Source organism: Streptomyces sp. Ag82_O1-12 (assembly GCF_900182715.1).
In the GTDB taxonomy this organism is placed as follows: Bacteria; Actinomycetota; Actinomycetes; order Streptomycetales; family Streptomycetaceae; genus Streptomyces; species Streptomyces massasporeus.
Genome location: NZ_FXUW01000001.1, coordinates 5,966,371 through 5,990,382 on the forward strand (window position 1 = coordinate 5,966,371; position 24,012 = coordinate 5,990,382).

The 24,012-nt window shown below is 71.5% G+C and carries 16 protein-coding genes; 7 read left to right on the forward strand and 9 right to left on the reverse strand.

Features of this window, described 5'->3' with window-relative positions; all coding sequences use genetic code 11:
- Window positions 1-49: 49 nt before the first annotated feature.
- From QOL88_RS27495 to QOL88_RS27525, 7 genes are all read right to left on the reverse strand, one after another.
- A complete protein-coding gene (locus tag QOL88_RS27495) occupies window positions 50-580 on the reverse strand; it encodes a DUF1990 domain-containing protein (RefSeq protein ID WP_097220746.1) in 531 nt (176 codons plus the stop codon).
- 67 nt (window positions 581-647) lie between these two features.
- Window positions 648-2,294: a M4 family metallopeptidase gene (locus QOL88_RS27500; RefSeq protein WP_097220748.1), complete on the reverse strand. Its 1,647-nt coding sequence runs from the start codon at window positions 2,292-2,294 to the stop codon at window positions 648-650.
- 251 nt (window positions 2,295-2,545) lie between these two features.
- On the reverse strand, window positions 2,546-4,606 hold the full coding sequence (locus QOL88_RS27505) for a M4 family metallopeptidase (RefSeq protein ID WP_097220751.1): 2,061 nt from the start codon (window positions 4,604-4,606) through the stop codon (window positions 2,546-2,548).
- A gap of 255 nt (window positions 4,607-4,861) precedes the next feature.
- On the reverse strand, window positions 4,862-6,634 hold the full coding sequence (locus tag QOL88_RS27510) for an ABC transporter ATP-binding protein (protein WP_097220754.1): 1,773 nt from the start codon (window positions 6,632-6,634) through the stop codon (window positions 4,862-4,864).
- Window positions 6,631-8,346, reverse strand: a complete 1,716-nt coding sequence (locus QOL88_RS27515) for an ABC transporter ATP-binding protein (protein WP_097220757.1) — start codon at window positions 8,344-8,346, stop codon at window positions 6,631-6,633. Before QOL88_RS27515 ends, QOL88_RS27510 begins: the two co-directional genes overlap by 4 nt.
- Window positions 8,347-8,371: 25 nt before the next feature.
- Window positions 8,372-10,258, reverse strand: a complete 1,887-nt coding sequence (locus tag QOL88_RS27520) for an ABC transporter ATP-binding protein (protein WP_097220759.1) — start codon at window positions 10,256-10,258, stop codon at window positions 8,372-8,374.
- Complete coding sequence (locus QOL88_RS27525) at window positions 10,255-12,060, reverse strand: ABC transporter ATP-binding protein (RefSeq protein ID WP_097220761.1); 1,806 nt, start codon at window positions 12,058-12,060, stop codon at window positions 10,255-10,257. Before QOL88_RS27525 ends, QOL88_RS27520 begins: the two co-directional genes overlap by 4 nt.
- Before the next feature lie 313 nt (window positions 12,061-12,373).
- On the opposite strand from QOL88_RS27525, the gene QOL88_RS27530 reads away from it, so the two are divergent.
- The 4 genes from QOL88_RS27530 to QOL88_RS27545 are packed head-to-tail and all read left to right on the forward strand — an operon-like array spanning window position 12,374 to window position 15,959.
- The gene (locus QOL88_RS27530; RefSeq protein ID WP_097220764.1) at window positions 12,374-13,288 is read left to right on the forward strand and encodes an ABC transporter ATP-binding protein; all 915 of its coding nucleotides are present in this window, start codon (window positions 12,374-12,376) and stop codon (window positions 13,286-13,288) included.
- Window positions 13,285-14,034: an ABC transporter permease gene (locus QOL88_RS27535; RefSeq protein WP_097220766.1), complete on the forward strand. Its 750-nt coding sequence runs from the start codon at window positions 13,285-13,287 to the stop codon at window positions 14,032-14,034. The genes QOL88_RS27530 and QOL88_RS27535 overlap by 4 nt, the downstream gene beginning before the upstream one ends.
- A 25-nt stretch (window positions 14,035-14,059) precedes the next feature.
- Window positions 14,060-15,307, forward strand: a complete 1,248-nt coding sequence (locus tag QOL88_RS27540) for a sensor histidine kinase (RefSeq protein WP_097220768.1) — start codon at window positions 14,060-14,062, stop codon at window positions 15,305-15,307.
- Window positions 15,300-15,959 (forward strand): response regulator, encoded by a 660-nt coding sequence (locus QOL88_RS27545; protein WP_097220771.1) that lies wholly within the window; start codon window positions 15,300-15,302, stop codon window positions 15,957-15,959. Before QOL88_RS27540 ends, QOL88_RS27545 begins: the two co-directional genes overlap by 8 nt.
- A gap of 198 nt (window positions 15,960-16,157) precedes the next feature.
- On the opposite strand, the gene QOL88_RS27550 is transcribed toward QOL88_RS27545, so the two are convergent.
- On the reverse strand, window positions 16,158-17,564 hold the full coding sequence (locus QOL88_RS27550) for a sulfatase family protein (RefSeq protein WP_097220774.1): 1,407 nt from the start codon (window positions 17,562-17,564) through the stop codon (window positions 16,158-16,160).
- A 173-nt stretch (window positions 17,565-17,737) separates the two neighbouring features.
- On the reverse strand, window positions 17,738-19,990 hold the full coding sequence (glgX, locus tag QOL88_RS27555) for a glycogen debranching protein GlgX (RefSeq protein ID WP_097220777.1): 2,253 nt from the start codon (window positions 19,988-19,990) through the stop codon (window positions 17,738-17,740).
- 188 nt (window positions 19,991-20,178) lie between these two features.
- On the opposite strand from glgX, the gene QOL88_RS27560 reads away from it, so the two are divergent.
- The 3 genes from QOL88_RS27560 (at window position 20,179) to QOL88_RS27570 (ending at window position 23,893) form a co-directional block, all read left to right on the forward strand.
- Window positions 20,179-21,423, forward strand: coding sequence for a L,D-transpeptidase (locus QOL88_RS27560; RefSeq protein ID WP_097220780.1), 1,245 nt, complete (start codon window positions 20,179-20,181; stop codon window positions 21,421-21,423).
- A 155-nt stretch (window positions 21,424-21,578) separates the two neighbouring features.
- The gene (locus QOL88_RS27565; RefSeq protein ID WP_373559310.1) at window positions 21,579-22,808 is read left to right on the forward strand and encodes a L,D-transpeptidase; all 1,230 of its coding nucleotides are present in this window, start codon (window positions 21,579-21,581) and stop codon (window positions 22,806-22,808) included.
- Window positions 22,809-23,125: 317 nt separating this feature from the next.
- Window positions 23,126-23,893, forward strand: a complete 768-nt coding sequence (locus QOL88_RS27570) for an enoyl-CoA hydratase/isomerase family protein (protein ID WP_097220785.1) — start codon at window positions 23,126-23,128, stop codon at window positions 23,891-23,893.
- Window positions 23,894-24,012 lie beyond the last annotated feature (119 nt).

A 24,012-nucleotide genomic window follows, 5' to 3' on the forward strand; every position in this document is an offset into this window, starting at 1 on the left:
CCGGTCGCGCCGACGCGGCGGAGCCGCACATCGATACGGCCCCACGCCCCTAGGTCGGCTCGCCACCCTGCGTCGCGAGGTTCCGTAGGACGCTGCCGCACCTGCGGGCGTACGCGTGCTGGAAACCCCTGGTCGCCGGGCCGCCCGCCTTTGCGTACCATTTGGCGGCCCGGCTGAAGGCGTTCACCGTCAGCCACACCGTGCCGTCTCCCGTGCGGTCCACGATGAACGACTCCTCGCCGGTCTCCGGGTGGCCGGGCAGCGTGCCGTAGGCCCAGCCGGCGCGGCGGGGTTCCTCGACCGTCCAGACCACGCGGCAGGGGGCCTTGATCATGCCGGCGAGGGTGACGGTGACGTCGACGCCGGGGGCGGCTCGCTCCGCGCTCGCGTCGAGGCCGACGCCCATCGACCGGTGCATCTCCCAGGTGAGGACGGCCTCCGAGGCCCGTCGGAAGACCTCCTCGCCCTCGCCGAGGCGGGTGCGGACGTTCATGCGGTGGAAGCCCGGAGGGCAGAAACCCTGGTCACGAGTGGCGCCGACATCGGCGTAGGTGAAGTCCTGCGAATCCGTAGAAGACACGGTCCCAAGAGTAGGGCGGTACCCGGACCCGCCTCGGGTCCGGGTACCGCCCAGGGGCGTGGATCGGTCAGCCGACGTTCACGGCCGACCAGGCGGACGCGACCGCCTTGTACTCGGTGCTGGACGCGCCGTACAGCGCCGAGGCCGCGTTCAGGGTCGCGGTGCGGGCCTGCGCGTACTTGGTCGTCGACGTCATGTACGTCGTCAGCGCCTTGTACCAGATCTGCAGCGCCTTGGTGCGGCCGATGCCGGTGACCGTGGAGCCGTTGGACGTGGGCGAGTTGTAGGTCACGCCGTTGATCGTCTTCGAGCCGCTGCCCTCGGACAGCAGGTAGAAGAAGTGGTTGGCGGGACCGGAGGAGTAGTGGACGTCCACGCTGCCGAGGCTGGAGGACCAGCTGTCCTTGGACGCGCCGTCCTTGCTGGGCTTGTCCATGTAGCGCAGCGGCGAGCCGTCGCCGTTGATGTCGATCTCCTCGCCGATGAGGTAGTCACCCTTGTCGGAGGAGTTGCCCGCGAAGAACTCGGCGCCCGCGCCGAAGATGTCGCTGGTGGCCTCGTTCAGGCCGCCGGACTCGCCGCTGTAGTTCAGGCCCGCCGTGGCCGAGGTCAGACCGTGGCTCATCTCGTGCGCGGCCACGTCGAGCGAGGTCAGCGGGTTGGTGTTGCCCGAGCCGTCGCCGTAGGTCATGCAGAAGCAGCTGTCGGACCAGAAGGCGTTGACGTAGCTGTTGCCGTAGTGGACGCGCGAGTAGGCGGCCTTGCCGTCGCCCCGGATGCCGTTGCGGCCGAAGGCGCTCTTGTAGAAGTCCCAGGTGATCTGGGCTCCGTAGTGGGCGTCGGCGGCGGCGGTCTCGGCGTTGGACGGGCTGCCGGTGCCCCACACGTCGTCGGAGCCGGAGAAGAGGGTGCCGGTGCCGGAGGTGCCGCGGTTGAGGTTGTACGTCTTGTGGCCGCCGCGGGTGCCGTCCGTCAGGTTGTACGTCGACCCGGACTTGGTGGTGCTGAGGGTGACCTGGCCGCTGTAGGTGGTGTTGCCGGTGCCGGTCTCGATGGCCTGGTACTCGTAGAGCTTCTTGCCGGTGGCGGCGTCGGTGACGACGTGCAGTTCGTTCGGGGTGCCGTCCTCCTGGAGGCCGCCGACGACGGTCTCGTAGGCGAGGACCGGCTTGCCGCTGGCGGCCCAGATCACCTTGCGGGGAGCGGAACTCGCCTCGGTCTTGGCCGAGCCGGCCGCCTTGGCGAGGGTCACGGCCTGCTTCTCCGCCTTGGCGGCGGTGACCTCGGGCTTGAGCGAGGCGACCTTCAGGGCCGCCTTGGTGGCTCTGGTGACGCCCTTGGCCGCGCCGGACTTCGACTCGTGCACGACGAGGTCGCCGCCGAGGACCGGCAGGCCCGCGTAGGTGCGCTCGTAGCGGGTGTGGACCGAGCCGTCGGCGTCCTTCACGACGTCACGGACGACCAGCTTCTCCTGGGCACCGAGGCCTATCTCGTCGGCCGTCTTCGTGGCGTCCGCCTGCTGCTCCTGGATGAGCGCGGTGCGGGCGGGCGCGGAGAGCGGGGCGGGGGCCGCGGCGAGGGCCGGCTTGCTCGCGGAGTCCGCGGCGGCGCTGCTGCCGGAGGTCAGACCGGTGGTGAGCAGGGCGCCGGCGGCGACGGCGGTGGCGATGGCGAGCGTGGCGCGCTTTTGACGCGCGTAGACAGAGGTGGACACACGAGCTCCTCGATGTGGGGGAAGTGCTTCGGTGCTGTGCGGGTGGGGGAAGAGTGGCACTAGAGACGCGTACATGTCAGGAGAGAGGCGTGATGTTGGCCGGAACTCGACGGCCAGATGTACGCGAGGGCAGGTGAAACGGACGCCGCCCCGGGGGATTCGAACCCACCGGGGCGGCGCCCTGACTCTGAGGCCCTACGGGCCCGCGGATCTACCGGTCTACGGATCTACCGGCCTACGGATCTACCGGTCTACGGGAACGTCAGCTTCCAGCTGTTGATGTAGCCGGTGTCGGCGGCCGCGTTGTCCTGCACCCGCAGCTTCCACACGCCGTTGGCCACCTCGGAGGAGGCGTTCACCGTGTACGTGGTGTTGATGTTGTCGGCGCTGCCGCCGGTGCCGTACCCCTTCAGCGTGTACGCCGTGCCGTCGGGGGCGACCAGCTCCACCTTGAGGTCACCGATGTAGGTGTGGACGATGTCCACCGCGACCTGGAGGTTGGACGGCGCGTTGCCCGTCCGGCCGGAGACGGTGACCGAGGAGGTGACCGCCGCGCCCCGGTCCGGGATCGCCACGTCGGCCGTGTTCTCGAAGGACGTGCCGCCGCCGCCCCCGCCGCCGGAGCGCTCGCCGACGCTGATGCCCGCCCACGCGTCCTGGACCGCCTTGTACTCGGCGCTGTCCGTGCCGTAGAGCTCACCGGTGGCTGCGAGGGTGCCGGTGCGGGCGCCCGCGTAGTTGGTGTTCGAGGTGAACTTCGTGGTGAGCGCGCGGAACCAGATCTTCTCCGCCTTGTCCCGGCCGATACCGGTGACCGGAAGGCCGTCCGAGGTGGGCGAGTTGTACGTGACACCGTTGATGGTCTTGGTGCCACTGCCCTCGGAGAGCAGGTAGAAGAAGTGGTTCGCGGGGCCCGACGAGTAGTGCACGTCGATCGAGCCGATGCCCGAGTACCAGCTGTCCTTGGACGCGCCGTCCTTGCTCGGCTTGTCCATGTAGCGCAGCGGCGAGCCGTCGCCGTTGATGTCGATCTCCTCGCCGATGAGGTAGTCACCGACGTCGGAGGAGTTGTTCGCGTAGAACTCGACCGTCGATCCGAAGATGTCGGAGGTGGCCTCGTTCAGGCCGCCGGACTCGCCGCTGTAGACGAGGCCCGCGGTGTTGGACGTGACGCCGTGGGTCATCTCGTGGCCGGCCACGTCGATGGCCGTGAGCGGGTGCGTGTTGCCCGAGCCGTCGCCGTAGGTCATGCAGAAGCAGCTGTCGGACCAGAAGGCGTTGACGTAGTTGTTGCCGTAGTGGACCCGGGAGTAGGCGCCGACGCCGTCGCCCTTGATGCCCGAACGGCCGTGCACGTTCTTGTAGTAGTCCCACGTCAGCGCGGCGCCGTAGTGGGCGTCCGCGCCCGCCGTCTCGGCGTTGGACGGGCTGCCGTTGCCCCACACGTCGTCGGGACCGGAGAACAGCGTGCCGGTGCCCGAGGTGCCGCGGTTGAGGTTGTACGTCTTGTGGCCGCCGCGCGCGCCGTCGGTGAGGTTGTACGTCGACCCCGACTGCGTGGTGCCGAGCGTCACCGTGCCGCTGTAGGTGGTGTTGCCGGTGCCGGTCTCGATGCCCTGGTACTCGTAGAGCTTGGCGCCCGTGGCCGCGTCGGTGACGACGTGCAGCTCGTTCGGGGTGCCGTCCTTCTGGAGGCCGCCGACGACGGTCTCGTAGGCGAGGACCGGCTTGCCGCTCGCGGCCCAGATCACCTTGCGCGGGGCCTTGTCGACGTCGGCGCTCTTGGTGTCGTCCGCCTTCGCCGCGGCCAGTGCCTGCTTCTGCGCCTTGGCGGCGGAGACCGCCGCGGTGGTGGTGGCCGGCTTGATGGCGGCGCGGGTCGCCTTGACGACCGCCTTCGTCGCACCGGACTTGGCGGCCTTGACGACGAGGTCGCCGCCGAGGACGGGCAGGCCGTCGTAGGTGCGCTCGTAGCGGGTGTGGACCGTGCCGTCGGCGTCCTTCACGACGTCACGGACGACCAGCTTCTCCTTGGCGCCGAGGCCCAGGTCTCGGGCGGTCTGCGCCTTGCCCGCCTCGGCCTTGCGGATCAGCTCGGCGCGCTGGGCGGGGCTGAGCTTGACCGATTCCGAGCCGGGGTTCGCCTTGCTGGCGGCCGGCGGCGTCTTCTCGGGTGCCGCGACGGCGGTGCCGCCCTGGACGGCGGCGGCCATCAGCGCGGCGACGCCGAAGAGGGCCACGGCCGCGGTGCGGCGGGGGGTGTGGGGAGTGCGTCTGTGGGAGGTGCCTCTTCGTGAGGAACTGCTTCTCAACACTGACTCCTTCTGCGGGACCGGGGGTCGCCCGGCCTGGGGAGGTGGAGGTGTTGCTGTGGGGTTCCTGTGGAGCAGTCGTGGGAAGCGTGGCAGGGGAGCGCGCTTTCTGTCAGGACCGCGTCAAAAGTATGGCCGGAAACGGTTCGTTGTCCGGAAGTTCATGTTCGCTATACGGACACGTTGCCAGGTGGGCGCCGCACTGTCCCCGGGCGGATCCGCTAGGTGGGCGCCGTGTCGTCCTCGGCGGATCCGCTAGGCGGGCGCTGCGCTGTCCTCGGGCAGATCCCCGTGCCAGGAGTGCCACAGTGCCGCGTAGGCACCGTCGGCCGCCACCAGCTCGTCGTGCGTGCCGAGTTCGGTCAGTCGGCCGTCCTCCATCACCGCCACGCGGTCGGCGTCGTGCGCGGTGTGCAGCCGGTGTGCGACGGCGATGACGGTGCGCCCTTCGAGGACGGCGGCCAGGGCCCGCTCGGTGTGCCGGGCGGTCGTCGGGTCGAGCAACGCGGTCGCCTCGTCGAGGATCAGCGTGTGCGGGTCCGCCAGCACCACCCGGGCCAGGGCGAGTTGCTGGGCCCGCGAACCGTCGGTACGGCAACCGCCCTGCCCCAGCGGGGTGTCCAGCCCTTGCGGCAGCTTCCGCACCCACGCGTCGGCGCCCACCACCGCCAGCGCGTCCCACAACTCCTCGTCCGAGGCCGACGGTTCGGCGATCCGCAGGTTGTCGCGGACCGAGCCGAGGAACACGTGGTGCTCCTGGGTGACCAGGACGACCTGGCGGCGCAATCGCTCCGGTCCCAGCCCGACTACCGGCACACCGCCGACCGTCACCGAGCCCGCGGTCGGCGCATCGATGCCCGCCATCAGCCGGCTCAGCGTGGTCTTGCCGGCGCCGGACGGCCCGACCAGGGCGAGCCGCTCCCCGGGCCGCACCGTCAGATCGACGTCGCGCAGCACCTCGACGCCTCCGTCGTACGCGTAGCGCACCCCGGTGACGTCGATCCGGTCGCCGTCGGGATCCGGACAGTCGCCCTCACCGGGGGCTCGCGGGGCCCGGGCGAGCCCTTCCACCCGGGCGAAGGAGGCGCCGCCGGACTGGAGTTGCTCGATCCGCACCAGGACCTCGTCCAGGGGCGCGCTCAGCTGGTGCAGATACAGCGTCGCCGCCACCACCGCTCCGAGGCTCATCGAGCCGGACGCGTGCAGTGCGCCGCCGATCACCAGCACTCCGGCCACCGGGAGGACGTACGACGTCTCCATCACCGGGAAGAACACCGAGCGCAGGAACAGCGTGTAGAAGCGGGTGCGGCGGGAGGCCTCCAGGGCGTCCCGGCTCGCGGCCGTGCGCTGCTCCCGGAGCCCGAAGGCCTCCACCGTGCGTGCCCCGGCCGCCGTCGACGCCACGATCTCCGCCACGTCGGAGGTGGCGGCGCCCTCGGCGAGGTACCCGTCCCGGGCCCGGCGGAGATACCAGCGCAGCGCGATCCAGATCGGCGTCAGCGTCAGCACCGCGAGGGCGCCGAGCAGCGGGTCCATCAGGAACACCGCGACGATCAGGAACAGCGCCTGGACCAGGTTGACCAGCAGGACGGGACCCGCGTCCCGCAGGGTGTTGCCGACCGTCGTCACGTCCGCCGTGCCGCGTGCCGTCAGGTCACCGGTGCCGGCCCGTTCCACCACCGACGCGGGCAGTGTCAGCGCCCGGTCCACGAACCGCTCCCGCACCCGGGCCAGGGTCCGCTCCCCGAAGCGGTGCCCCACGTACCGGGCCCAGCGCGCGAGCAGCACCTGCGCGAGGGCGGACAGCAGCAGGAGCAGGGCCAGCCGGTCCACGGCCGCCGTTCCGTGCCCGGCCCGCACGTCGTCGATCATCCGGCCCAGCAGCCACGGCCCGGCCAGTCCGGCCGCGGCCGCGAGCGCGTTCAGGCCGAGGACGACACCGAAGGCGCGGGCGTCGGCCCGGACGAGACTGCGCAGGGCGCGCCGGACGTCGGCCCGTTCGGCGACCGGCAGGTGTGCGCGGTTCATCCCAGGGCCTCCTCGGTGTCCCTCGCGACGAGGGCCTGGTAGCCGGGGGTGGTGGCGAGCAGTTCGTGGTGGGTGCCGGTGGCTTCGACCTTGCCGTCCTTGAGGTAGTGGACGGTGTCCGTACGGTCCAGGACGAGGGGGGAGGTGGTGGTCACGACCGTGGTGCGGCCTTCCCTCGCCTTCCTCAGCCTGGTGGCGACGGTGGCTTCGGTGTGGGCGTCCAGGGCGGAGGTGGGCTCGACGGCCAGGAGGATCTCCGGGTCGGTGAGGAGGGCTCTGGCCAGGCGGATGCGTTGGCGTTGGCCACCGCTGAGGTTGCGGGCCTGGGCGTCCATGGGGGTGTCGAGGCCTTGGGGGAGGGCTTGGACGATGTCTTCCGCGGCAGCTGTGTGGAGTGCCTGTCGGGTTGCCGCTTCGGAGTGTTCGGCGTGTGTGGGAGAGGGGCTGATCATGTCCTGGAGGGAGCCCGCGAACAGGTCCGCCTCGTGGTCGGCCACCAGGATGCGGGCCCGGACCTGGTTCAGGGCGATGTCGTCCAGGCGGGTGTCGCCCCACGTCACGCCCGACGGGGCGTAGCGGCCCAGGCGGTCCACCACCGTCGTGGCGTCCGAGGGGTGCTCCGCCACCAGGGCCGTCAGGCGTCCCGGCAGGATGCGTACGCCCGACTCGGGGTCGTACAGGGCAGACGGCTCGGACGGGGCGTCCAGGGTCCCCGAGTCGGCCGTCGGTTCCAGACGCAGGAACCGCACGACCCGGCGTGCGCACACCACGCCCCGGCTGACCTGGTAGCCGCACTCGACCAGGAAGGCCACCGGCCACACCAGCACCGCCACGTAGCCGTAGACGGACACCAGTTGGCCCACGGTGATGTCGCCCTGCGCCGCGAGCCGGGCCGCCAGCCACGTCACGACCGCGAGGAACAGGCTCGGCAGTCCGATTCCCAGCGCCTGCACCCAACTGGTCACCGCCCCCACCCGGTACCCCTGCTCACGCAACCGCCCCGAGTCCCGCCGGAAGGCGTCCGCCACCAGTTGCCTGCCGCCCAGGCCGGCGAGGACCCGCAGGCCGCCGGCGAGGTCGCCGATCCGCGCCGTCAGCACCCCCTGCCGCTCGCGGTACTCCGCCTCCGACCCCTGCAACCGGCCGAGCAGCGGCCCGACCAGCAGGGCGAGCACCGGAATGCCCAGCAGCACGACCAGCGCGACGACCCCCGAGACCGACACCAGCAGCACGGCGATCACCAGGTACCCGACGACCGCGCCGATCCCGGGCCCCACGACCGTCAGCGACTGGCTGACCGTCTGCACGTCGCCCACGCCGATCGTGACGACCTCACCGGCGCCCGCCTGACGGCGCAGCGAGGCGCCGAGCCGGACCGCCTGTCCGACGACCACCTTCACCGTCCGGAAGTTGGCGTCCATGCGGACCCGGGTCATGGTGCGGTGCCGCATGATGCTCAGCCAGGCGTTGAAGGCGCCCACCGCGAACAGCGCGCCGCTCCAGAGCGTCAGCGCGCTCATGTCCCCGGGCTCCAGGCCGTCGTCGATCGCCAGGGACATCAGGTACGGCGTCGCCGCCAGCAGCACCATCCACACCGTGCCGAACACCGCCCCCGCGGCGCACCGCCCCGGCTGCCGGGTGACCAGCCACCACAGGTACCGGGCGCCGCCCCGGTGGTCCGGTGTGCCGGGGTCCTCGTACGCGTCGATCATCCGCCCGCCCTCTGCCGCCGTCGCCCTACGCCAGACTGTCCCGCCACGCTCGGTGCAGGTCCGCGAACCTGCCCGTGCCCTCGATGAGTTCGGCCGGTCCGCCGTCCTCCACGATCCGTCCGTGCTCCATCACCAGGACCCGGTCCGCGATCTCGACGGTCGACAGCCGGTGCGCGATGACCACCGCCGTACGGCCCTTCAGCACCGTCGTCATGGCCCGTTGCACCGCACGCTCGCCGGGGACGTCCAGCGAGCTGGTCGCCTCGTCGAGGATGAGCACCGCCGGGTCGGCCAGCAACGCCCGGGCGAACGCCACCAGTTGCCGCTGCCCGGCGGAGATGCGGCCGCCCCGCTTGCGGACGTCGGTGTCGTAGCCGTCGGGCAGGGTGCTGATGAAGTCGTGCGCGCCGATCTCCTTCGCCGCCTGCTCGATCTCCTCGCGGGTGGCGTCCGGGCGGCCGATCGCGATGTTGTCGGCGACCGTCCCGGAGAACAGGAACGACTCCTGCGTCACCATGACCACCCCGCGCCGCAGCTCGGGCACGGCGAGGTCGCGCAGGTCGACGCCGTCCAGCAGCACCCGGCCGCCGGAGGGGTCGTAGAACCGGGCCAGCAGCTTGGCCAGCGTCGACTTGCCGGCGCCCGTGGAGCCCACGACCGCGACGGTCTGTCCGGCGGGGAGGGTGAGGTCGAACGTGGGCAGCACCTCGCCGCCGGTGCGGTAGCCGAACCGGACGCCGTCGAAGACCACCGCGCGGCCGGGGTGTTCGCTCTCGAGCGGGGGGAGCTGCCGGGGCGTGGCCGGCTCGGGGACCGAGGGGGTCTGGGCGAGCAGTCCGGCGATCTTCTCCAGGGAGGCCGCCGCCGACTGGTAGGAGTTGAGGAACATCCCGAGCCGGTCGATGGGGTCGTACAGCCGCCGCAGGTACAGCACGGCCGCGGCCAGCACACCGAGGGCCAGCGTGCCGTCCGCGACCCGGTAGGCGCCCCACAGCACGATCGCCGCGACCGCCGTGTTGGCGACCAGCCGCGAGCCGGTGACGTAGCGGGCCATCTCCAGCAGCGCGTCCCCGTTGGTCCGCTCGTGCCGCCGGTTGAGGGCGCCGAAGTCCGTGTCGTTGGCGGCCTCGCGGCGGAAGGCGCGCACCGGCCGGATGCCGTTCATCGTCTCGACGAACTTGACGATGACGGCGGCGATGGCGCTCGACCGGTCCCGGTACACTCGCCCGGCCCGCCGCTGGTACCACCGCACCAGCGCGTAGAGCGGCACGAGGGACGCCACCGCCACGCCCCCGAGGCCCAGGTCGAGCCAGAGCAGCATCGCCGAGATGTAGACGAAGGACAGGACGACCGTCACGAGTTCCTGGAGGCCCTCGTCCAGCAGTTCCCGCAGCGACTCCACGTCGGTCGTGGAGCGGGAGATGAGCCGGCCCGAGGTGTAGCGCTCGTGGAAGTCGACGCTCAGCGCCTGCGCGTGGCGGAAGATCCGGCCGCGCAGGTCCAGCAGCACGTCCTGGCTGACCCGGGCCGCGGCGGCGACAAAGGCGAACTGCAGCCCGCCCGCGGCCAGCGCGCACACCAGATAGCCGACGCCCACCGCGATCAACGGCCCGTGGTCCTGCGCCCGGAACGCCGGTACGGCACGGTCGATGGCGTACGCCACGAGCAGCGGGCCCGCCTGCACGACCGCCTGCTGGAGCAGCAGCAGGAGCGTCGTGACCGTGACCCGGGCCTTCAGCGGCGCGAGCAGGGAGCGCAGCAGGGTTCCCGTGGCGCCCGGCGGGGTGGGCAGGACGTCCCGGTCGAAGGGGTCGCCCGTGGCCGGGGGGCGGTCGTCGGTCCGGCCGTCGGGTCGGCCGTCCGGTTGGTCGTCGGGTTTGTTGCCGGCCGGTGCGCTGGTGGCCGCCGTCATCGTGCGCCCTCCTCTTCCCCTGACATCAGATGCGCGTACTCGGCGTTCGTACGCAGCAGTTCGTGGTGGGTGCCGACCGCGGCGATCCGGCCGCCGGACAGCAGGGCGACGCGGTCGGCGAGCAGCACGGTCGACGGGCGGTGCGCCACGATCAGGGCGGTGGTGTCCGCGAGGACCTGCCGGAGGGCGGCCTCGACGGCGGCCTCGGTGTGCACGTCCAGGGCCGACAGCGGGTCGTCCAGGACGAGGAAGTCCGGCTGCCCGACGACGGCCCGGGCGAGCGCGAGGCGCTGGCGCTGGCCACCGGAGAGGCTGAGGCCCTGCTCGCCCACCTGGGTGTCCGTCCCCTGGGGCAGGGCGTGCACGAAGTCGGCCTGGGCGACGGCCAGCGCCCGCTCCAGGTCGGCTGTTCCGGCGCTGTCCGCCGCCCCCATGAGAACGTTGTCGCCGACCGTGGCCGAGAACAGCGTGGGCTCCTCGAAGGCCACGGCGACCTTGGCACGCAGCGCTTGTCTGGACAGCTCCGTGATGTCGACGCCGTCGAGCGTGATGCGACCCGAAGTCAGCTCGTAGAGGCGGGGGATGAGGGCGGTGAGGGTGGTCTTGCCGCTGCCGGTGGCGCCGACCAGGGCCATGGACTCGCCCGGCCGGATGTGCAGGTCGACGTGCTGGAGGACGGGCGGGGCGTCGGCCGGAGCGTCGGGGTAGCGGAAGCGGACGTCGTGGAAGCGCAGCCCCCTGTCCCCGGCGTGCCCGGTGCCGGTGGCGGAGTCCGAGCCGGTGCCGGTGCCCGGTGCGGTGGTGGCGTCCTCCACCTCCTCGTCCATGACCTCGAAGTACCGCTCCGTCGCCGTCGCCGCCTCCTGGCTCATCGCCAGCAGGAACCCGATCGACTCCACCGGCCACCGCAGCGCCAGCGCCGTCGACAGGAACGCCACCAGCGTCCCCGCCGACAGGGCACCGTCGGCCACCTGGACGACCCCCACCACCAGCGCCGCCCCGATCGCGACCTCCGGCAGCGTCACGATGACGCCCCAGATCGTCGCCAGCAGCCGCGCCTTGCGCAGTTCCGTGCCGCGCAGGGTCTTCGACAGGTCCCGGAACGCCCGCGCCTGGCTGCGGTGCCGGCCGAAGCCCTTGATGATGCGGATGCCCAGCACGCTCTCCTCGACGACCGTCGTCAGGTCGCCGACCTGGTCCTGCGCACGCCGGGCGACCTTGGCGTAGCGCTTCTCGAAGACCATGCAGGTGACCATGAGGGGGATGGCGGGCCCGAGGATGACCAGCCCGAGGGTCCAGTCCTGGAGCAGCATGATGACCACGCCCACGACGATCGTCACCCCGTTGACCAGGAGGAACGTCAGCGGGAAGGCGAGGAATTGACGCAGCAGCATCAGGTCCGTCGTCGCCCGGGACAGCAGCTGCCCCGAGGCCCAGCGGTCGTGGAAGGCCACCGGCAGCCGCTGGAGGTGCCGGTACAGGTCCGCCCGCATGGACGCCTCGACGTGCGAGAGTGGACGGGCGACCAGCAACCGCCGCAGCCCGAACAGCAGGGCCTCCGTGAAGCCGAGCAGCAGCAGGTACAGCGCGCCGAGCCACACCCCGGCCGGGTCGCGGTGGGCGATCGGTCCGTCCACCATCCACTTCAGGACGAGCGGGATGACCAGGCCCACGCAGGAGGCGATTATCGCGACGCACGCGGCACTGGACAGCCGCGCCCGCACGGGCCGCACATACGGCCACAGGCGCAGCAGCGTGCGTACGGTCGGACGGTCCTGGGCGGGGGCGGGTGTCGTGGCCATCAGCAGCGAGCCTACGGATCGCCACTGACACTGCCCACCGAGTTTCCGCCGGACCGGAATCGGTCGTTGGTCCTACGACCTGGGGGTACCTCCCTGCTCGAGCGAAGCCGAGAGCTTGGGGGAATGTTCGACGGGCCGGACGGCGCCAACCGGCCGGGCCGGACGGCGCCAACCGGCGGGTTCGTCTGCGCCTCCGGCGGGGCCTTACGGCGTCACCGCCCGGGTCGTACCGCCGCATCAGCCGATCGGTTGATGTCCGTTCGAGCGCGACGGCCGATGCGCCGGACTCCGCCTCACCGGGACCCTTCTTCGTATGCCGACCGCACCTGTCATCGAAGTCACCGAGCTGCGCAAGAGTTACGCGGGCCGCCCCGTCGTCGACGGTGTCTCCTTCGCCGTGGAGGAAGGGGAGATCTTCGGGATCCTCGGCCCGAACGGCGCGGGGAAGACCACCACCGTGGAGTGCGTCGAGGGGCTGCGCGTTCCCGACTCCGGCCGGGTCCGGGTCGCCGGGCTCGACCCCGTCACCGAGCACGAGGCCACCCGCCGCGTGCTCGGCGCGCAACTCCAGGAGAGCGAACTCCAGGCCAAGCTCACCGTCCGCGAGGCGCTGGAGCTGTACAGCGCCTTCTACCCGAGCCCGCTGGACTGGCGACCCCTCGCCGAACGCCTCGGTCTGACCGCCAAGCTCGGCACCCGGTTCGCCAAACTCTCCGGCGGCCAGAAGCAAAGGCTGTTCATCGCGCTCGCCCTGGTGGGCAACCCGAGAGCCGTCGTGCTGGACGAACTGACCACCGGACTCGACCCGCGCGCCCGCCGCGACACCTGGGAGCTGATCGAGGACATCCGTGCGAACGGGGTGACCGTGCTGCTCGTCACGCACTTCATGGAGGAGGCGCAGCGGCTGTGCGACCGGATCGCCGTGATCGACAAGGGCCGGGTGGCCGCCCTGGACAGCCCGGCCGGTCTGATCCGCCGCTCGGCGGGCTCCACCGTCATCAGCTTCACTCCGTCCGCGCCCTTGGACGAGCGTGAGCTCGACGCGCTCCCCGCGCTCGCGTCGGTCGAGCACAGGGACGGCCGCCTGCTCCTGTCCGGCACCGACGAGACCGTCAACGCCGTCATCACCCTCCTCGCCCGCACCCACGTAACGGCCCACCAGCTCCGGGTCACCGACGCCACGCTGGACGACGCGTTCCTCGACCTCACGAAGGAGGCGGCGGCATGAGTACCGCCCTCGTCAACACCGCCGTGCTGAAGAGCGAGATCCGCCTCTTCCGCCGGGAGCCCGGAATCCTCTTCTGGGTCCTGCTCTTCCCGACCCTGCTCCTGGTGATCCTCGGCTCGATCCCGTCCTTCCGGGAGGCCGACCCGGACTTCGGCGGGCTGCGCCCGGTCGACGGGTACGTCCCGGTGAGCGTGCTGCTCGGGCTGATCATGGCCGGGATCCAGGGGATGCCGCAGACCCTCACCGGCTACCGCGAGCGCGGCATCCTGCGCCGGATGTCCACGACACCGGTCCGGCCCGCCGCCCTGCTGTCGGCGCAGATGCTGCTGTACGGAGGGGCCGCCGTGGTGTCGGCGCTGCTCGCCCTGACGGTCGGCCGGCTCGCCTTCGGCGTACGACTGCCGCGGCAGGGCTTCGGATACGCCCTCGCCCTGCTCCTGGCCGTCCTGGCCGCCCTCGCGCTGGGTTCGGTGATCTCGGCGCTGTCCCGGTCGACGAAGATCGCGGGTGCGATCGGGTCGGCTGTCTTCTTCCCGGCCATGTTCTGCGCGGGTGTGTGGATGCCGGTGCAGACCATGCCGGACGCGCTGGCCCGCTCCGTCGGCTTCACGCCCTTCGGCGCCGCGGCCGAGGCCCTGAACCGGGCCGCGGCGGGGGACGGCCCGGGCTGGGGCCACCTCGGGGTACTGGTGGCCTGGACCGCGCTGCTGACGGTCGGCGCCTCGCGCTGGTTCCGCTGGGAGTAGGCGGCGAGCCGTGCACACTGGCGGAATGACCGCGGCGGACGATCAGATCGAGCACCGGCAGAACCAGTTCCACACCTGGGGCGTCTACGGGCTGCTCGCCGTGTCCGCCGTTCTCTCGGTGGCCTCGCACGAGCTGATGGTGCCGGCCGAGTGGTACGCGGGCGGCGCGCTGATCGTCGCCGCGGTGCTGCTCCAGCTGTGGCACGGGCCCCGCCGCGGCCGGCGGACCCCGTCCCCGCGCGGGACCGTCTACTACGTCCTGCGCTGGGCGATCTCCTTCGTCCTCACGTGGCTGAACCCGTTCTTCGGGTTCTACGCGTCCACCGGCTACTTCGACAGCGACGAACTGATCGCCGGACGGCGCCGGCAGTGGCTCGGCCTGCTCGCCACCGTCGTCGTGGTGGCGGGCTCGCAGTCCGGTGGGATGCCGATCGAAGGCCCGGTCCAGTGGCTGCTGTTCGGCGTGCTGCTGGCCGCCAACTTCGGCCTGCTGACGGTGGTCGGCCGCATCAGCCGGCAGGAGGAGCAGCGTTCCCGTGAGCGGGCCGTCACCATCACCGCACTCGAACGCACCAACACGGCTCTGCAGCAGGCCCTCGACGAGAACGCCGCCCTTCACGCCCAACTCCTCCTCCAGGCGCGGGAAGCGGGCGTCGCCGACGAACGCCGGCGGCTGGCCGCCGAGATCCACGACACCATCGCCCAGGGCCTGACCGGGATCATCGCCCAGCTCCAGGTCGTCGCGAACGCCTCCGATCTGGCCACCGCCCGCACGCACCTCGAACGCGCCTCGGACCTGGCCCGGCACAGCCTCGGCGAGGCCCGCCGCTCCGTGCACAACCTCGCCCCCGTGGCGCTGGCCGACGCCGGACTGCCGGAGGCCCTCAAGAAGACGGTCACCGAGTGGGGCGAACGGACGGGTGTGCGCGCGGAGTTCACGGTCACCGGTACCACCGAGCAACTCCACGAGGAGGTCGCGGCGACGCTGTTGCGGATCGTCCAGGAGGCGCTCTCCAACATCTCCCGGCACGCGGCCGCGCGCCGCGTCGGGGTCACCCTGTCCTTCCTCGGCGACGAGGTCATCCTCGACATCCGCGACGACGGCAGCGGCTTCGACCCGCTCGCCGTCCCCGCACGCAGCGGCACCGGCGGTTTCGGCCTGCCCGGCATGTGCGCCCGCGCCGAACGCATCGCCGGCTCCCTCACCGTCGAATCCGAACCGGGCCACGGTACGGCGGTGTCGGCTCGCGTACCGTTGGTCCGCCATGACTGAGGACGCCACGACGGGGGAAGCCCCGATCACCCTGCTGATCGTCGACGACCACCCCGTCGTCCGGGACGGCCTGCGCGGCATGTTCGAGTCCGCGCCGGGCTTCCGCGTCCTCGGCGAGGCGTCGAACGGCGTGGAGGCGGTCGCGCTCGCCGCGGGACTCGACCCGGACGTGGTCCTGATGGACCTGCGCATGCCTGGCGGCGGGGGAGTGGACGCCATCCGCGAACTCGGCCGAACCGGCGCCCGCGCCCAGGTCCTGGTCCTCACCACCTACGACACCGACTCCGACACCCTCCCCGCGATCGAGGCGGGCGCGACGGGCTACCTCCTCAAGGACGCCCCGCGCGAGGAGCTGTTCACCGCGGTACGGGCGGCCTCGGAGGGCCGTACGGTCCTCTCCCCGGCGGTGGCCTCCCGCCTGGTCTGCGCGGTCCGCTCACCCCGGGCCCCCGGCAACGAGCCGCTCTCCGCCCGCGAACGCGAGGTCCTCGCCCTGGTGGCCAAGGGCACCTCCAACCGCGAGATCGCCCGCGAACTGTTCATCAGCGAGGCGACCGTGAAGACCCACCTCACCCACCTCTACGCCAAGCTCGGCGTCAAGGACCGCGCGGCGGCGGTGGCGGTGGCCTACGACCGGGGGATCCTCGGCTAGGGCCTGTCGTTTGGATCAGGCCGCAGGAAACTGACGGTGCGGGTCGATGCCGGTGAGCGGGGTCTGGTGCGTGCAGCTGCAAGACGGAGGAGGGCGTCGACGCGGAGCGTCGGCAACCGACGACAACGCGGCAGATGTGCGTGCCAGACCCCGCGTCTGCGGCGTGATCCAAACGACGGGCCCTAGGCCGGGTCCGGTCTAGGCCGGGTAGGGCAGCAGGGTCCGGTCGGTCTTCTCCCAGGCGGACTTCAGCTCGGCCAGCAACTCCGGCCGGTCCGGGGCGAGATCGGCCTGCTCGCGCTGGTCCTCGGCGAGGTTGTACAGGTGGTCGGTGCCCTTGGCGTCCCGGTAGTACTTCCAGTCGCCGCGCCTGAGCGCCCGGTTGCCCCGCACCCTCCAGAACAGGTCCCGTTCGGGCGGCTCCTCGCCCCGCAGCAGGTACCCGGCAAGGCTGCTCCCGTCCAGTGGATACGCCGGGTCGGGCCGGGCGCCGGCCACCTCCAGCAGGGTCGCGGTCCAGTCGGGGGAGAAGTGCGGCGTGTGACTGACCTGGTGGCCGTCGACGCGGGCCGGCCAGCGCAGTATCGCGGGCACCCGGATGCCGCCCTCCTGGAGGGAGAACTTGCCGCCGCTGAGCGGCCACAGGTATGACCAGCGCTCTCCGCCGTTGTCGCTGGCGAACAGCACAAGGGTGTTCTCCTCCTGCCCCGAGCGGCGCAGCGCGGCGAGCACCTCGCCGACGGCCGCATCCAGGCTCTGCACCATCTGCGTGTACTTCGCGACCGAGCCGCCGTCGTAGTGGTTCAGCGCCTTGCTGATCTCGGCCTGGCTCTTCGCCGCCCTGATCTTCGCCGCGATGTCGGCGGCGGTCTCCTCGTCGCCCTCGGCGAGCCAGGGCCAGTGCGGGGTGGTGAAGTTGAGGTTGAGCAGCCAGGGGCGGTCGTGGTCCCGGCGTACGTATTCCACGGCCCGCTCGGTGAGGACGGTCGTGTAGTACCTCAGGTCCTTGTACTCGGCGTCGCCCTCGTAGAGGTCGTACTCGCCGAGCTGGCCGAGCTTGGAGTAGTACTCCAGCACGCCCCCGAAGTTCCCGAAGAACTCGTCCCAGCCCGACTTGGTGGGGCTGAAGTCGGGCAGCCAGCCGCAGTGCCACTTGCCGATGAGCGCGGTGGCGTAACCCGCCTTCTTCAGCAGGGAGGCGAGGGTCGGGTGGTTCGGGTCCAGGCCCTGGGACCGGTCGGCGATCGGCTCGGCCAGCCCGCCCTTCGTCCGGCCCGGGTAACGGCCGGTGTACAGGCTGAACCGGGTCGGGGAGCAGGTCGAGGAGCCCGAGTAGGCGTCCGTGAAGCGCACCCCCTGGCGGGCCAGCCGGTCCAGGTTCGGCGTTCTGATGTGCGGGGCGCCGTAGGAGGACAGGTCGGCCCAGCCGAGGTCGTCGCCCAGGATGACGAGGACGTTGGGGCGCTGTCCGGATGCGGCGCCGGGACGGGCCCGGAAGGGGCGTTCGGTGGCAACCGCCTCGGCGGCACCGGCCGTACCGGCGACGGCACCCACGGCACCACCGCCGACGAGAGCACCGAGGGCACGACGGGATATTTCGGGCATGCGGAAGTCCTGGAGAGTCCGAGAAGGGGTGAGGGAGAGAAGCTGCGGCTCCGCAAGGACGCTGCCAGCGGTCCTACGGCGGGGTCAAGAAGATCCCCGCCGCGTTCACGGACCCGCAACGAGCCGCAACGATTCCCGGCGTCACCCTTCCGGCCGACCGGCGCAACGATGCCTCAGCCCGCCACCCGCAGCAGCAGCACCGCCCGGGCCGGCATCGTGATCTCCGTCCCCGCCCGGTGCTCCACACCCGGCGCCCGGTCCTGCTCCTCCAGGCTCGTGTCGACGACGACCTCGTACCGCTCGGCCCAGGGCGGCCCCGGCAACCGGAAGTCCACCGGCCCCTCGCCCGCGTGCAGCACGGCCAGGAAACTGTCGTCGAGGATCTGCTCCCCGCGCTCGTCACGGCCCGGGATGTCCCGGCCGGACAGATACATGCCCAGCGCGGCGGCGGGCGCGTACCAGTCCTGCTCCGTCATCTCCGTGCCCCGGGACGTGAACCAGGCCAGGTCGCGCAGCCCGTCGGCGGTCTGCGCCCGGCCGGAGAAGAACGCCCGGCGCCGGAGCACCGGGTGGCGGTGGCGCAGCGCGATCAGCCGGGAGGTCAGCGCGAACAGGGCCTGCCAGCCGGGATCCTCCAGCAGCTCCCAGTCCAGCCAGCTGATCTCGTTGTCCTGGCAGTAGGCGTTGTTGCTGCCGCGCTGGGTGCGGCCCAGTTCGTCGCCCGCGACCAGCATGGGCACGCCCGTCGACAGCAGCAGGGTGGTCAGGAGGTTCCTGAGCTGCCGCCGCCTGAGCGCGCGTACGTCCTCGTCGTCCGTCTCGCCCTCGGCGCCGCCGTTCCAGGCCCGGTTGTCGTCCGTGCCGTCCCGGTTGCCCTCGCCGTTGGCCTCGTTGTGCTTGCGCTCGTAGCTCACCAGGTCGCGCAGGGTGAACCCGTCGTGCGCGGTGATGAAGTTGACGGACGCGTACGGCCTGCGCCCGCCCCAGGCGTACAGATCGCTGGAGCCCGACAGGCGGTAGCCCATCTCCCGTACGTCCGGCAGCGCGTGCCGCCAGAAGTCCCGCACGGCGTTGCGGTACCGGTCGTTCCACTCCGTCCACAGCGGCGGGAACGCCCCCACCTGGTAGCCGCCGGAGCCCACGTCCCACGGCTCGGCGATCAGTTTCACCCGGCGCAGCACCGGGTCCTGGGCGATGACCGCGAGGAACGGGGAGAGCATGTCGACGTCGTGCATGGAGCGGGCCAGCGCCGCCGCGAGGTCGAAGCGGAAGCCGTCCACGCCCATCTCGGTCACCCAGTACCGCAGCGAGTCCGTGATCAGACGCAGCACGTGCGGCTGGACCACGTGCAGGGTGTTGCCGCAGCCGGTGTAGTCGGCGTAGCGGCGGGCGTCGTCCTGGAGGCGGTAGTAGCCGCGGTTGTCGATGCCCTTGAGGGACAGCGTCGGACCCAGTTCGCCCGCCTCCGCGGTGTGGTTGTAGACCACGTCGAGGATGACCTCGATCCCGGCCGCGTGCAGGGCGCGCACCATCCGCTTGAACTCGCCGACCTGCTGCCCGGTCGTCCCGGAGGCCGCGTACGCCGCGTGCGGGGCGAAGTAGCCGATGGAGTTGTAGCCCCAGTAGTTCTTCAGGCCTCTGCGCAGCAGGTGGTCCTCGTGGGCGAACTGGTGCACCGGCAGCAGCTCCACCGCCGTCACGCCCAGCTTCACCAGGTGCTCGATCGCCGCCGGGTGCGCGAGGCCGGCGTAGGTGCCGCGCAGCTCCTCGGGGATGCCCGGGTGGAGTCGCGTGAAGCCCTTGACGTGCAGCTCGTAGATCACCGAGTCCGCCCACGGCGTCTTCGGGCGGCGGTCGTCGGCCCAGTCGTCGTCATCGTGCACGACGACGCCCTTCGGGACGTGCGGCGCGGAGTCCCGGTCGTCGCGCACGGTGTCGGCGACATGCTGCTGCGGCCAGTCGGGGACGTGCCCGTACACCTCCGGCGGCAGGCTGAAGTCACCGTCGACCGCACGGGCGTAGGGGTCGAGGAGCAGCTTCGCCGGGTTCCAGCGGGCGCCGGTCCACGGGTCCCAGCGGCCGTGCACCCGGTAGCCGTAGCGCTGCCCGGGCAGCACACCGGGGACGAAGCCGTGCCAGATCTCGTGCGTCAGCTCGGCGAGCCGGACCCGCGACTCCTTGCCCGTCTCGTCGAACAGGCACAGCTCGACGCCCTCGGCCCCGCCCGCCCACAACGCGAAGTTGGTGCCCGCCACCCCGTCCGGGCCGACCCGGAACCGGGCGCCCAGCGGTGTCGGCGCGCCCGGCCACGCGGGCACGGTGGGCGGCGGCGCGGCCCGCCGTGCGCCGTTCACGGCGGCGGCCTGGCGCCCGTTCCCGGTGGCCTGACGACCGGCCACCGCCTCCTGCTCGGCTGCGCTGGACACCTGTCAGCCTCCCACCGGCTCATGGAACGACGGGGGACAGAGGGGTGCGGCCGGTGCTGCGGCCCGGGTCGCGGCTCCCCTGCGCGTCGTCCTCCCCACTGTTCTGCCCAGAGCGTGGGTCGCACTCACGTTTCCCCGGGGGCGGGCATGGTCGTTTCCCGGGGACACGGCCGGTCGTTGGGCACCGCGTGAGGCACGTACAAGGGCGCGCGCGGCGCGCGAGGGCCGCGCTGGCCGCCGTAGTGACATGGGCAGGGCTCCTCGCCGGGGCCACGGGCTGTACCTCGGACGACGCGGGAGGGATCGCCGGGGCGTTCGGCGCGCCCCCGGCGCCCGAGGACGTCATCAAGGTCTCGCCCGACGACGGCAGCAGGGGAGTGCGCCCCGGGAAGAAGCTGCGGGTGCGCGTGCCCGACGGCCGGCTGGAGAAGGTGAAGGTCGTCAGGTCGCAGGACGCGCAGGAGTCCCCGGTGCCCGGGCATCTCTCCGCCGACGGCCTGACCTGGGAACCCGACGACGAACGGCTCGCGCTGGCCGCCAAGTACACGATCGACGCCGTGGCCGTGGACGGCGGCGGACGCCGCTCCGCCCGGCACACCACCTTCACCACCTACGTCCCGGAGGAACGCTTCATCGGCTACGTCGCCCCGGAGAACCGCGCCACGGTCGGCACCGGCATGATCGTCTCACTGGAGTTCAACCGGCAGATCGCCGACCGGGCCGCCGTCGAACGCGCGGTCCGGGTCACCGCCCGCCCGGCCGTCGAGATCCGCCCGCACTGGTTCGGCCGGAGCCGCCTCGACTTCCGCCCCGAGGACTACTGGAAACCCGGCACCCAGGTCACCGTCGCCCTGAACCTGCGCGACGTCGAGGGCGCGCCCGGCGTCTACGGTCTCCAGCACAAGACGTTCTCCTTCACCGTGGGCCGCAGCCAGGTCTCCATCGTCGACGCCGCCGCGCACTCCATGGAGGTCCGGCGCGACGGCGAGCCCCTCGCCACGGTGCCCGTCACGGCCGGGGCCCCCGGCAACACCACGTACAACGGCACGATGGTGGTGACCGAGATGCTCGACGTGACCCGGATGAACGGCGCCACGGTCGGCTTCAAGAAGCGCGACGGCAAAGGCGAGTACGACATCCCGGACGTCCCGCACGCCATGCGCCTGACCGATTCCGGGACCTTCCTGCACGGCAACTACTGGGCGCACCGCAGCGTTTTCGGCCGCACCAACGTCAGCCACGGCTGCATCGGACTGCGCGATGTGAAGGGCGGCAGCTCGGACACCCCGGCCGGCTGGTTCTTCGACCGCAGCCTCATCGGGGACGTCGTCGAGGTCGTCAACAGCAATGACAAAAAGGTCTCTCCCGACAATGGGCTCGGAGGCTGGAATATGGACTGGAATGCATGGAAGGCGGGCAGTTCGGTGAAGTAGCCCGACAGAGGGGCGGGTTGAGCCGGCGATCTGTTGGGACCGAACAGTGACAATCGCGGGCCGCCGGTGCCGTGCACCCTGTGGTTACTATTCGCCGACGCGCGGGGGATCGCGCGGGGTGCGGGCCTGACCAGGCCCTGGGAGGGGAGAAAGACGTGAACGGGCGACCGATATCGGGGGCGTCGGTTGGACGCAGGAACGGAATGCTCGCGTCGGCGATCGGCGTGCTGCTCCTCGCCGTGACGGCGTGCGGCGGCGGGGGGACCGGCTCCGGTTCCGCGGGCGACGGCAAGGGCAAGGACTCGGGCGCCGCGCAGAGCGAGCAGTCCGAGGCGGTCGTCGGCATCACCCCCAAGGACGGCGCCACGGCCGTCGACACGAGCGGTGCGCTGAAGGTGACCGCCGAGCAGGGGAAGCTGACCGAGGTCGTGGTCAAGGACGCCAAGGGCAACAAGGTCGACGGCGCGATATCCAAGGACGGCGCCGGCTGGACGCCGTCCACCCACCTGGCCGGCGCCACCAAGTACACGGTCCACGCGGTCGCCAAGGACTCCGAGGGCCGCACGGCCGCCGAGGACGCCGGCTTCACCACGCTGACCCCTCAGAACACCTTCACCGGCACGTTCACCCCCGAGGACGGCTCCAAGGTCGGCGTCGGGATGCCGTTCTCCATCCGCTTCGACCGGGGCATCACCAACCCGGAGGACGTCGAGAAGGCCATCCGCGTCAAGACGGAACCGGCCGTCGACGTCGAGGGCCACTGGTTCGGCAACGACCGTCTCGACTTCCGCCCCGAGAAGTACTGGAAGCCCGGCACCAAGGTGACCGTCGACCTGAACCTCGACGGCGTCGAGGGACGCTCCGGTGTCTACGGCGAGCAGGACAAGACGGTGAAGTTCACCATCGGCCGCAACCAGGTCTCCGTCGTCGACGCCAAGAAGCTCACGATGAAGGTCATGCAGGACGGCAAGACCATCAAGACCATCCCCGTCACCACCGGCCAGCCCGGCATGGAGACCTGGAACGGCCAGATGGTCATCAGCGAGATGCTGACGGTGACCCGGATGAACGGCGAGACGGTCGGCTACGGCGGCGAGTACGACATCAAGGACGTCCCGCACGCCGTCCGCCTGACCACCTCCGGAACCTTCCTGCACGGCAACTACTGGGCGAGCGGCGCCTTCGGCGACTACAACGCCAGCCACGGCTGCATCGGCCTGCGCGACGTGCGCGGCGGCTGGGACAAGAAGGTGCCGGCCGCGTGGTTCTTCAACCACTCGATGGTCGGCGACGTGGTGGTCGTCAAGAACTCCGAGGACCGGACCGTCGACCCGGACAACGGGCTGAACGGCTGGAACATGTCGTGGGAGAAGTGGAAGCAGTAGTTCTCCGCTGCTGACAAGAGGGCCCCGGTGTGGCGGACCGCACCGGGGCCCTGCCCGTTGGCCCCCGTGCTGTGCCTGCCCGGGGGCAACCTCCGGGCCCCCGGCCGGTGACCCACCGCACCGCCCTCGATCCCGTTGGCCCCCGTGCTGTGCCTGCCCGGGGGCAACCCCCGGGCCCCTGGCCGGTGACCCACCGCACCGCCCTCGATCCCGTTGGCCCCCGTGCTGTGCCTGCCCGGGGGCAACCCCCGGACCCCCGGCCGATGTGACCCACCGCACCGCCCCCGATCCCGTTAGCCCCCGTTAACCTGCTGCCTATGACCGTCTCTCTCGAAGTCGCTGAAGGCGTCGGCACGATCCGTCTCGACCGCCCGCCCATGAACGCGCTGGACATCGCCACGCAGGACCGGCTGAAGGAACTGGCCGAGGAGGCCACGCGTCGCGAGGACGTCAGGGCCGTGGTGCTCTACGGCGGCGAGAAGGTGTTCGCGGCCGGCGCGGACATCAAGGAGATGCAGGCGATGGACCACACCGCGATGGTCCTGCGCGCCCGCGCCCTCCAGGACTCGTTCACGGCGGTGGCCCGGATCCCCAAGCCCGTCGTCGCGGCCGTGACGGGGTACGCGCTCGGCGGCGGTTGCGAACTCGCCCTGTGCGCGGACTTCCGCATCGCCGGCGAGAACGCCAAGCTCGGCCAGCCGGAGATCCTGCTCGGCCTGATCCCCGGCGCCGGCGGCACCCAGCGCCTGGCCCGTCTGGTCGGCCCCTCCAAGGCCAAGGACCTCATCTTCACGGGCCGCATGGTGAAGGCCGACGAGGCCCGCGAGATCGGCCTGGTGGACCGGGTCGTCCCCGCCGACGAGGTGTACGCGCAGGCGCACGCCTGGGCCGCGAAGCTCGCCCAGGGCCCGGCGCTCGCGCTGCGCGCCGCGAAGGAGTCGATCGACACGGGCCTGGAGACGGACATCGACACCGGCCTCGCGGTCGAACGGAACTGGTTCGCGGGTCTGTTCGCCACCGAGGACCGCGAGCGCGGGATGCGCAGCTTCGTCGAGGAGGGCCCGGGCAAGGCGAAGTTCCTCTGAACATCCCTCCAGGGGCTTGCAATTGACACGGTGTCTGACCCTGGGTCCCTCGATGGGGCGGTTTATGGCAACCTTAAGGCAGCCTTAAGCGTGCCGGAACGGAAGAGTCCGTCGATTGC

Coding starts and splice junctions, on each gene's coding strand:
- QOL88_RS27510 (WP_097220754.1), bottom strand. CDS start 6,634: ATGAACCGCGCACACCTGCCGGTCGCCGAACGGGCCGACGTCCGGCGC.
- QOL88_RS27515 (WP_097220757.1), bottom strand. CDS start 8,346: ATGATCGACGCGTACGAGGACCCCGGCACACCGGACCACCGGGGCGGC.
- QOL88_RS27520 (WP_097220759.1), bottom strand. CDS start 10,258: ATGACGGCGGCCACCAGCGCACCGGCCGGCAACAAACCCGACGACCAA.
- QOL88_RS27525 (WP_097220761.1), bottom strand. CDS start 12,060: ATGGCCACGACACCCGCCCCCGCCCAGGACCGTCCGACCGTACGCACG.
- QOL88_RS27530 (WP_097220764.1), top strand. CDS start 12,374: ATGCCGACCGCACCTGTCATCGAAGTCACCGAGCTGCGCAAGAGTTAC.
- QOL88_RS27535 (WP_097220766.1), top strand. CDS start 13,285: ATGAGTACCGCCCTCGTCAACACCGCCGTGCTGAAGAGCGAGATCCGC.
- QOL88_RS27540 (WP_097220768.1), top strand. CDS start 14,060: ATGACCGCGGCGGACGATCAGATCGAGCACCGGCAGAACCAGTTCCAC.
- QOL88_RS27545 (WP_097220771.1), top strand. CDS start 15,300: ATGACTGAGGACGCCACGACGGGGGAAGCCCCGATCACCCTGCTGATC.
- QOL88_RS27550 (WP_097220774.1), bottom strand. CDS start 17,564: ATGCCCGAAATATCCCGTCGTGCCCTCGGTGCTCTCGTCGGCGGTGGT.
- QOL88_RS27570 (WP_097220785.1), top strand. CDS start 23,126: ATGACCGTCTCTCTCGAAGTCGCTGAAGGCGTCGGCACGATCCGTCTC.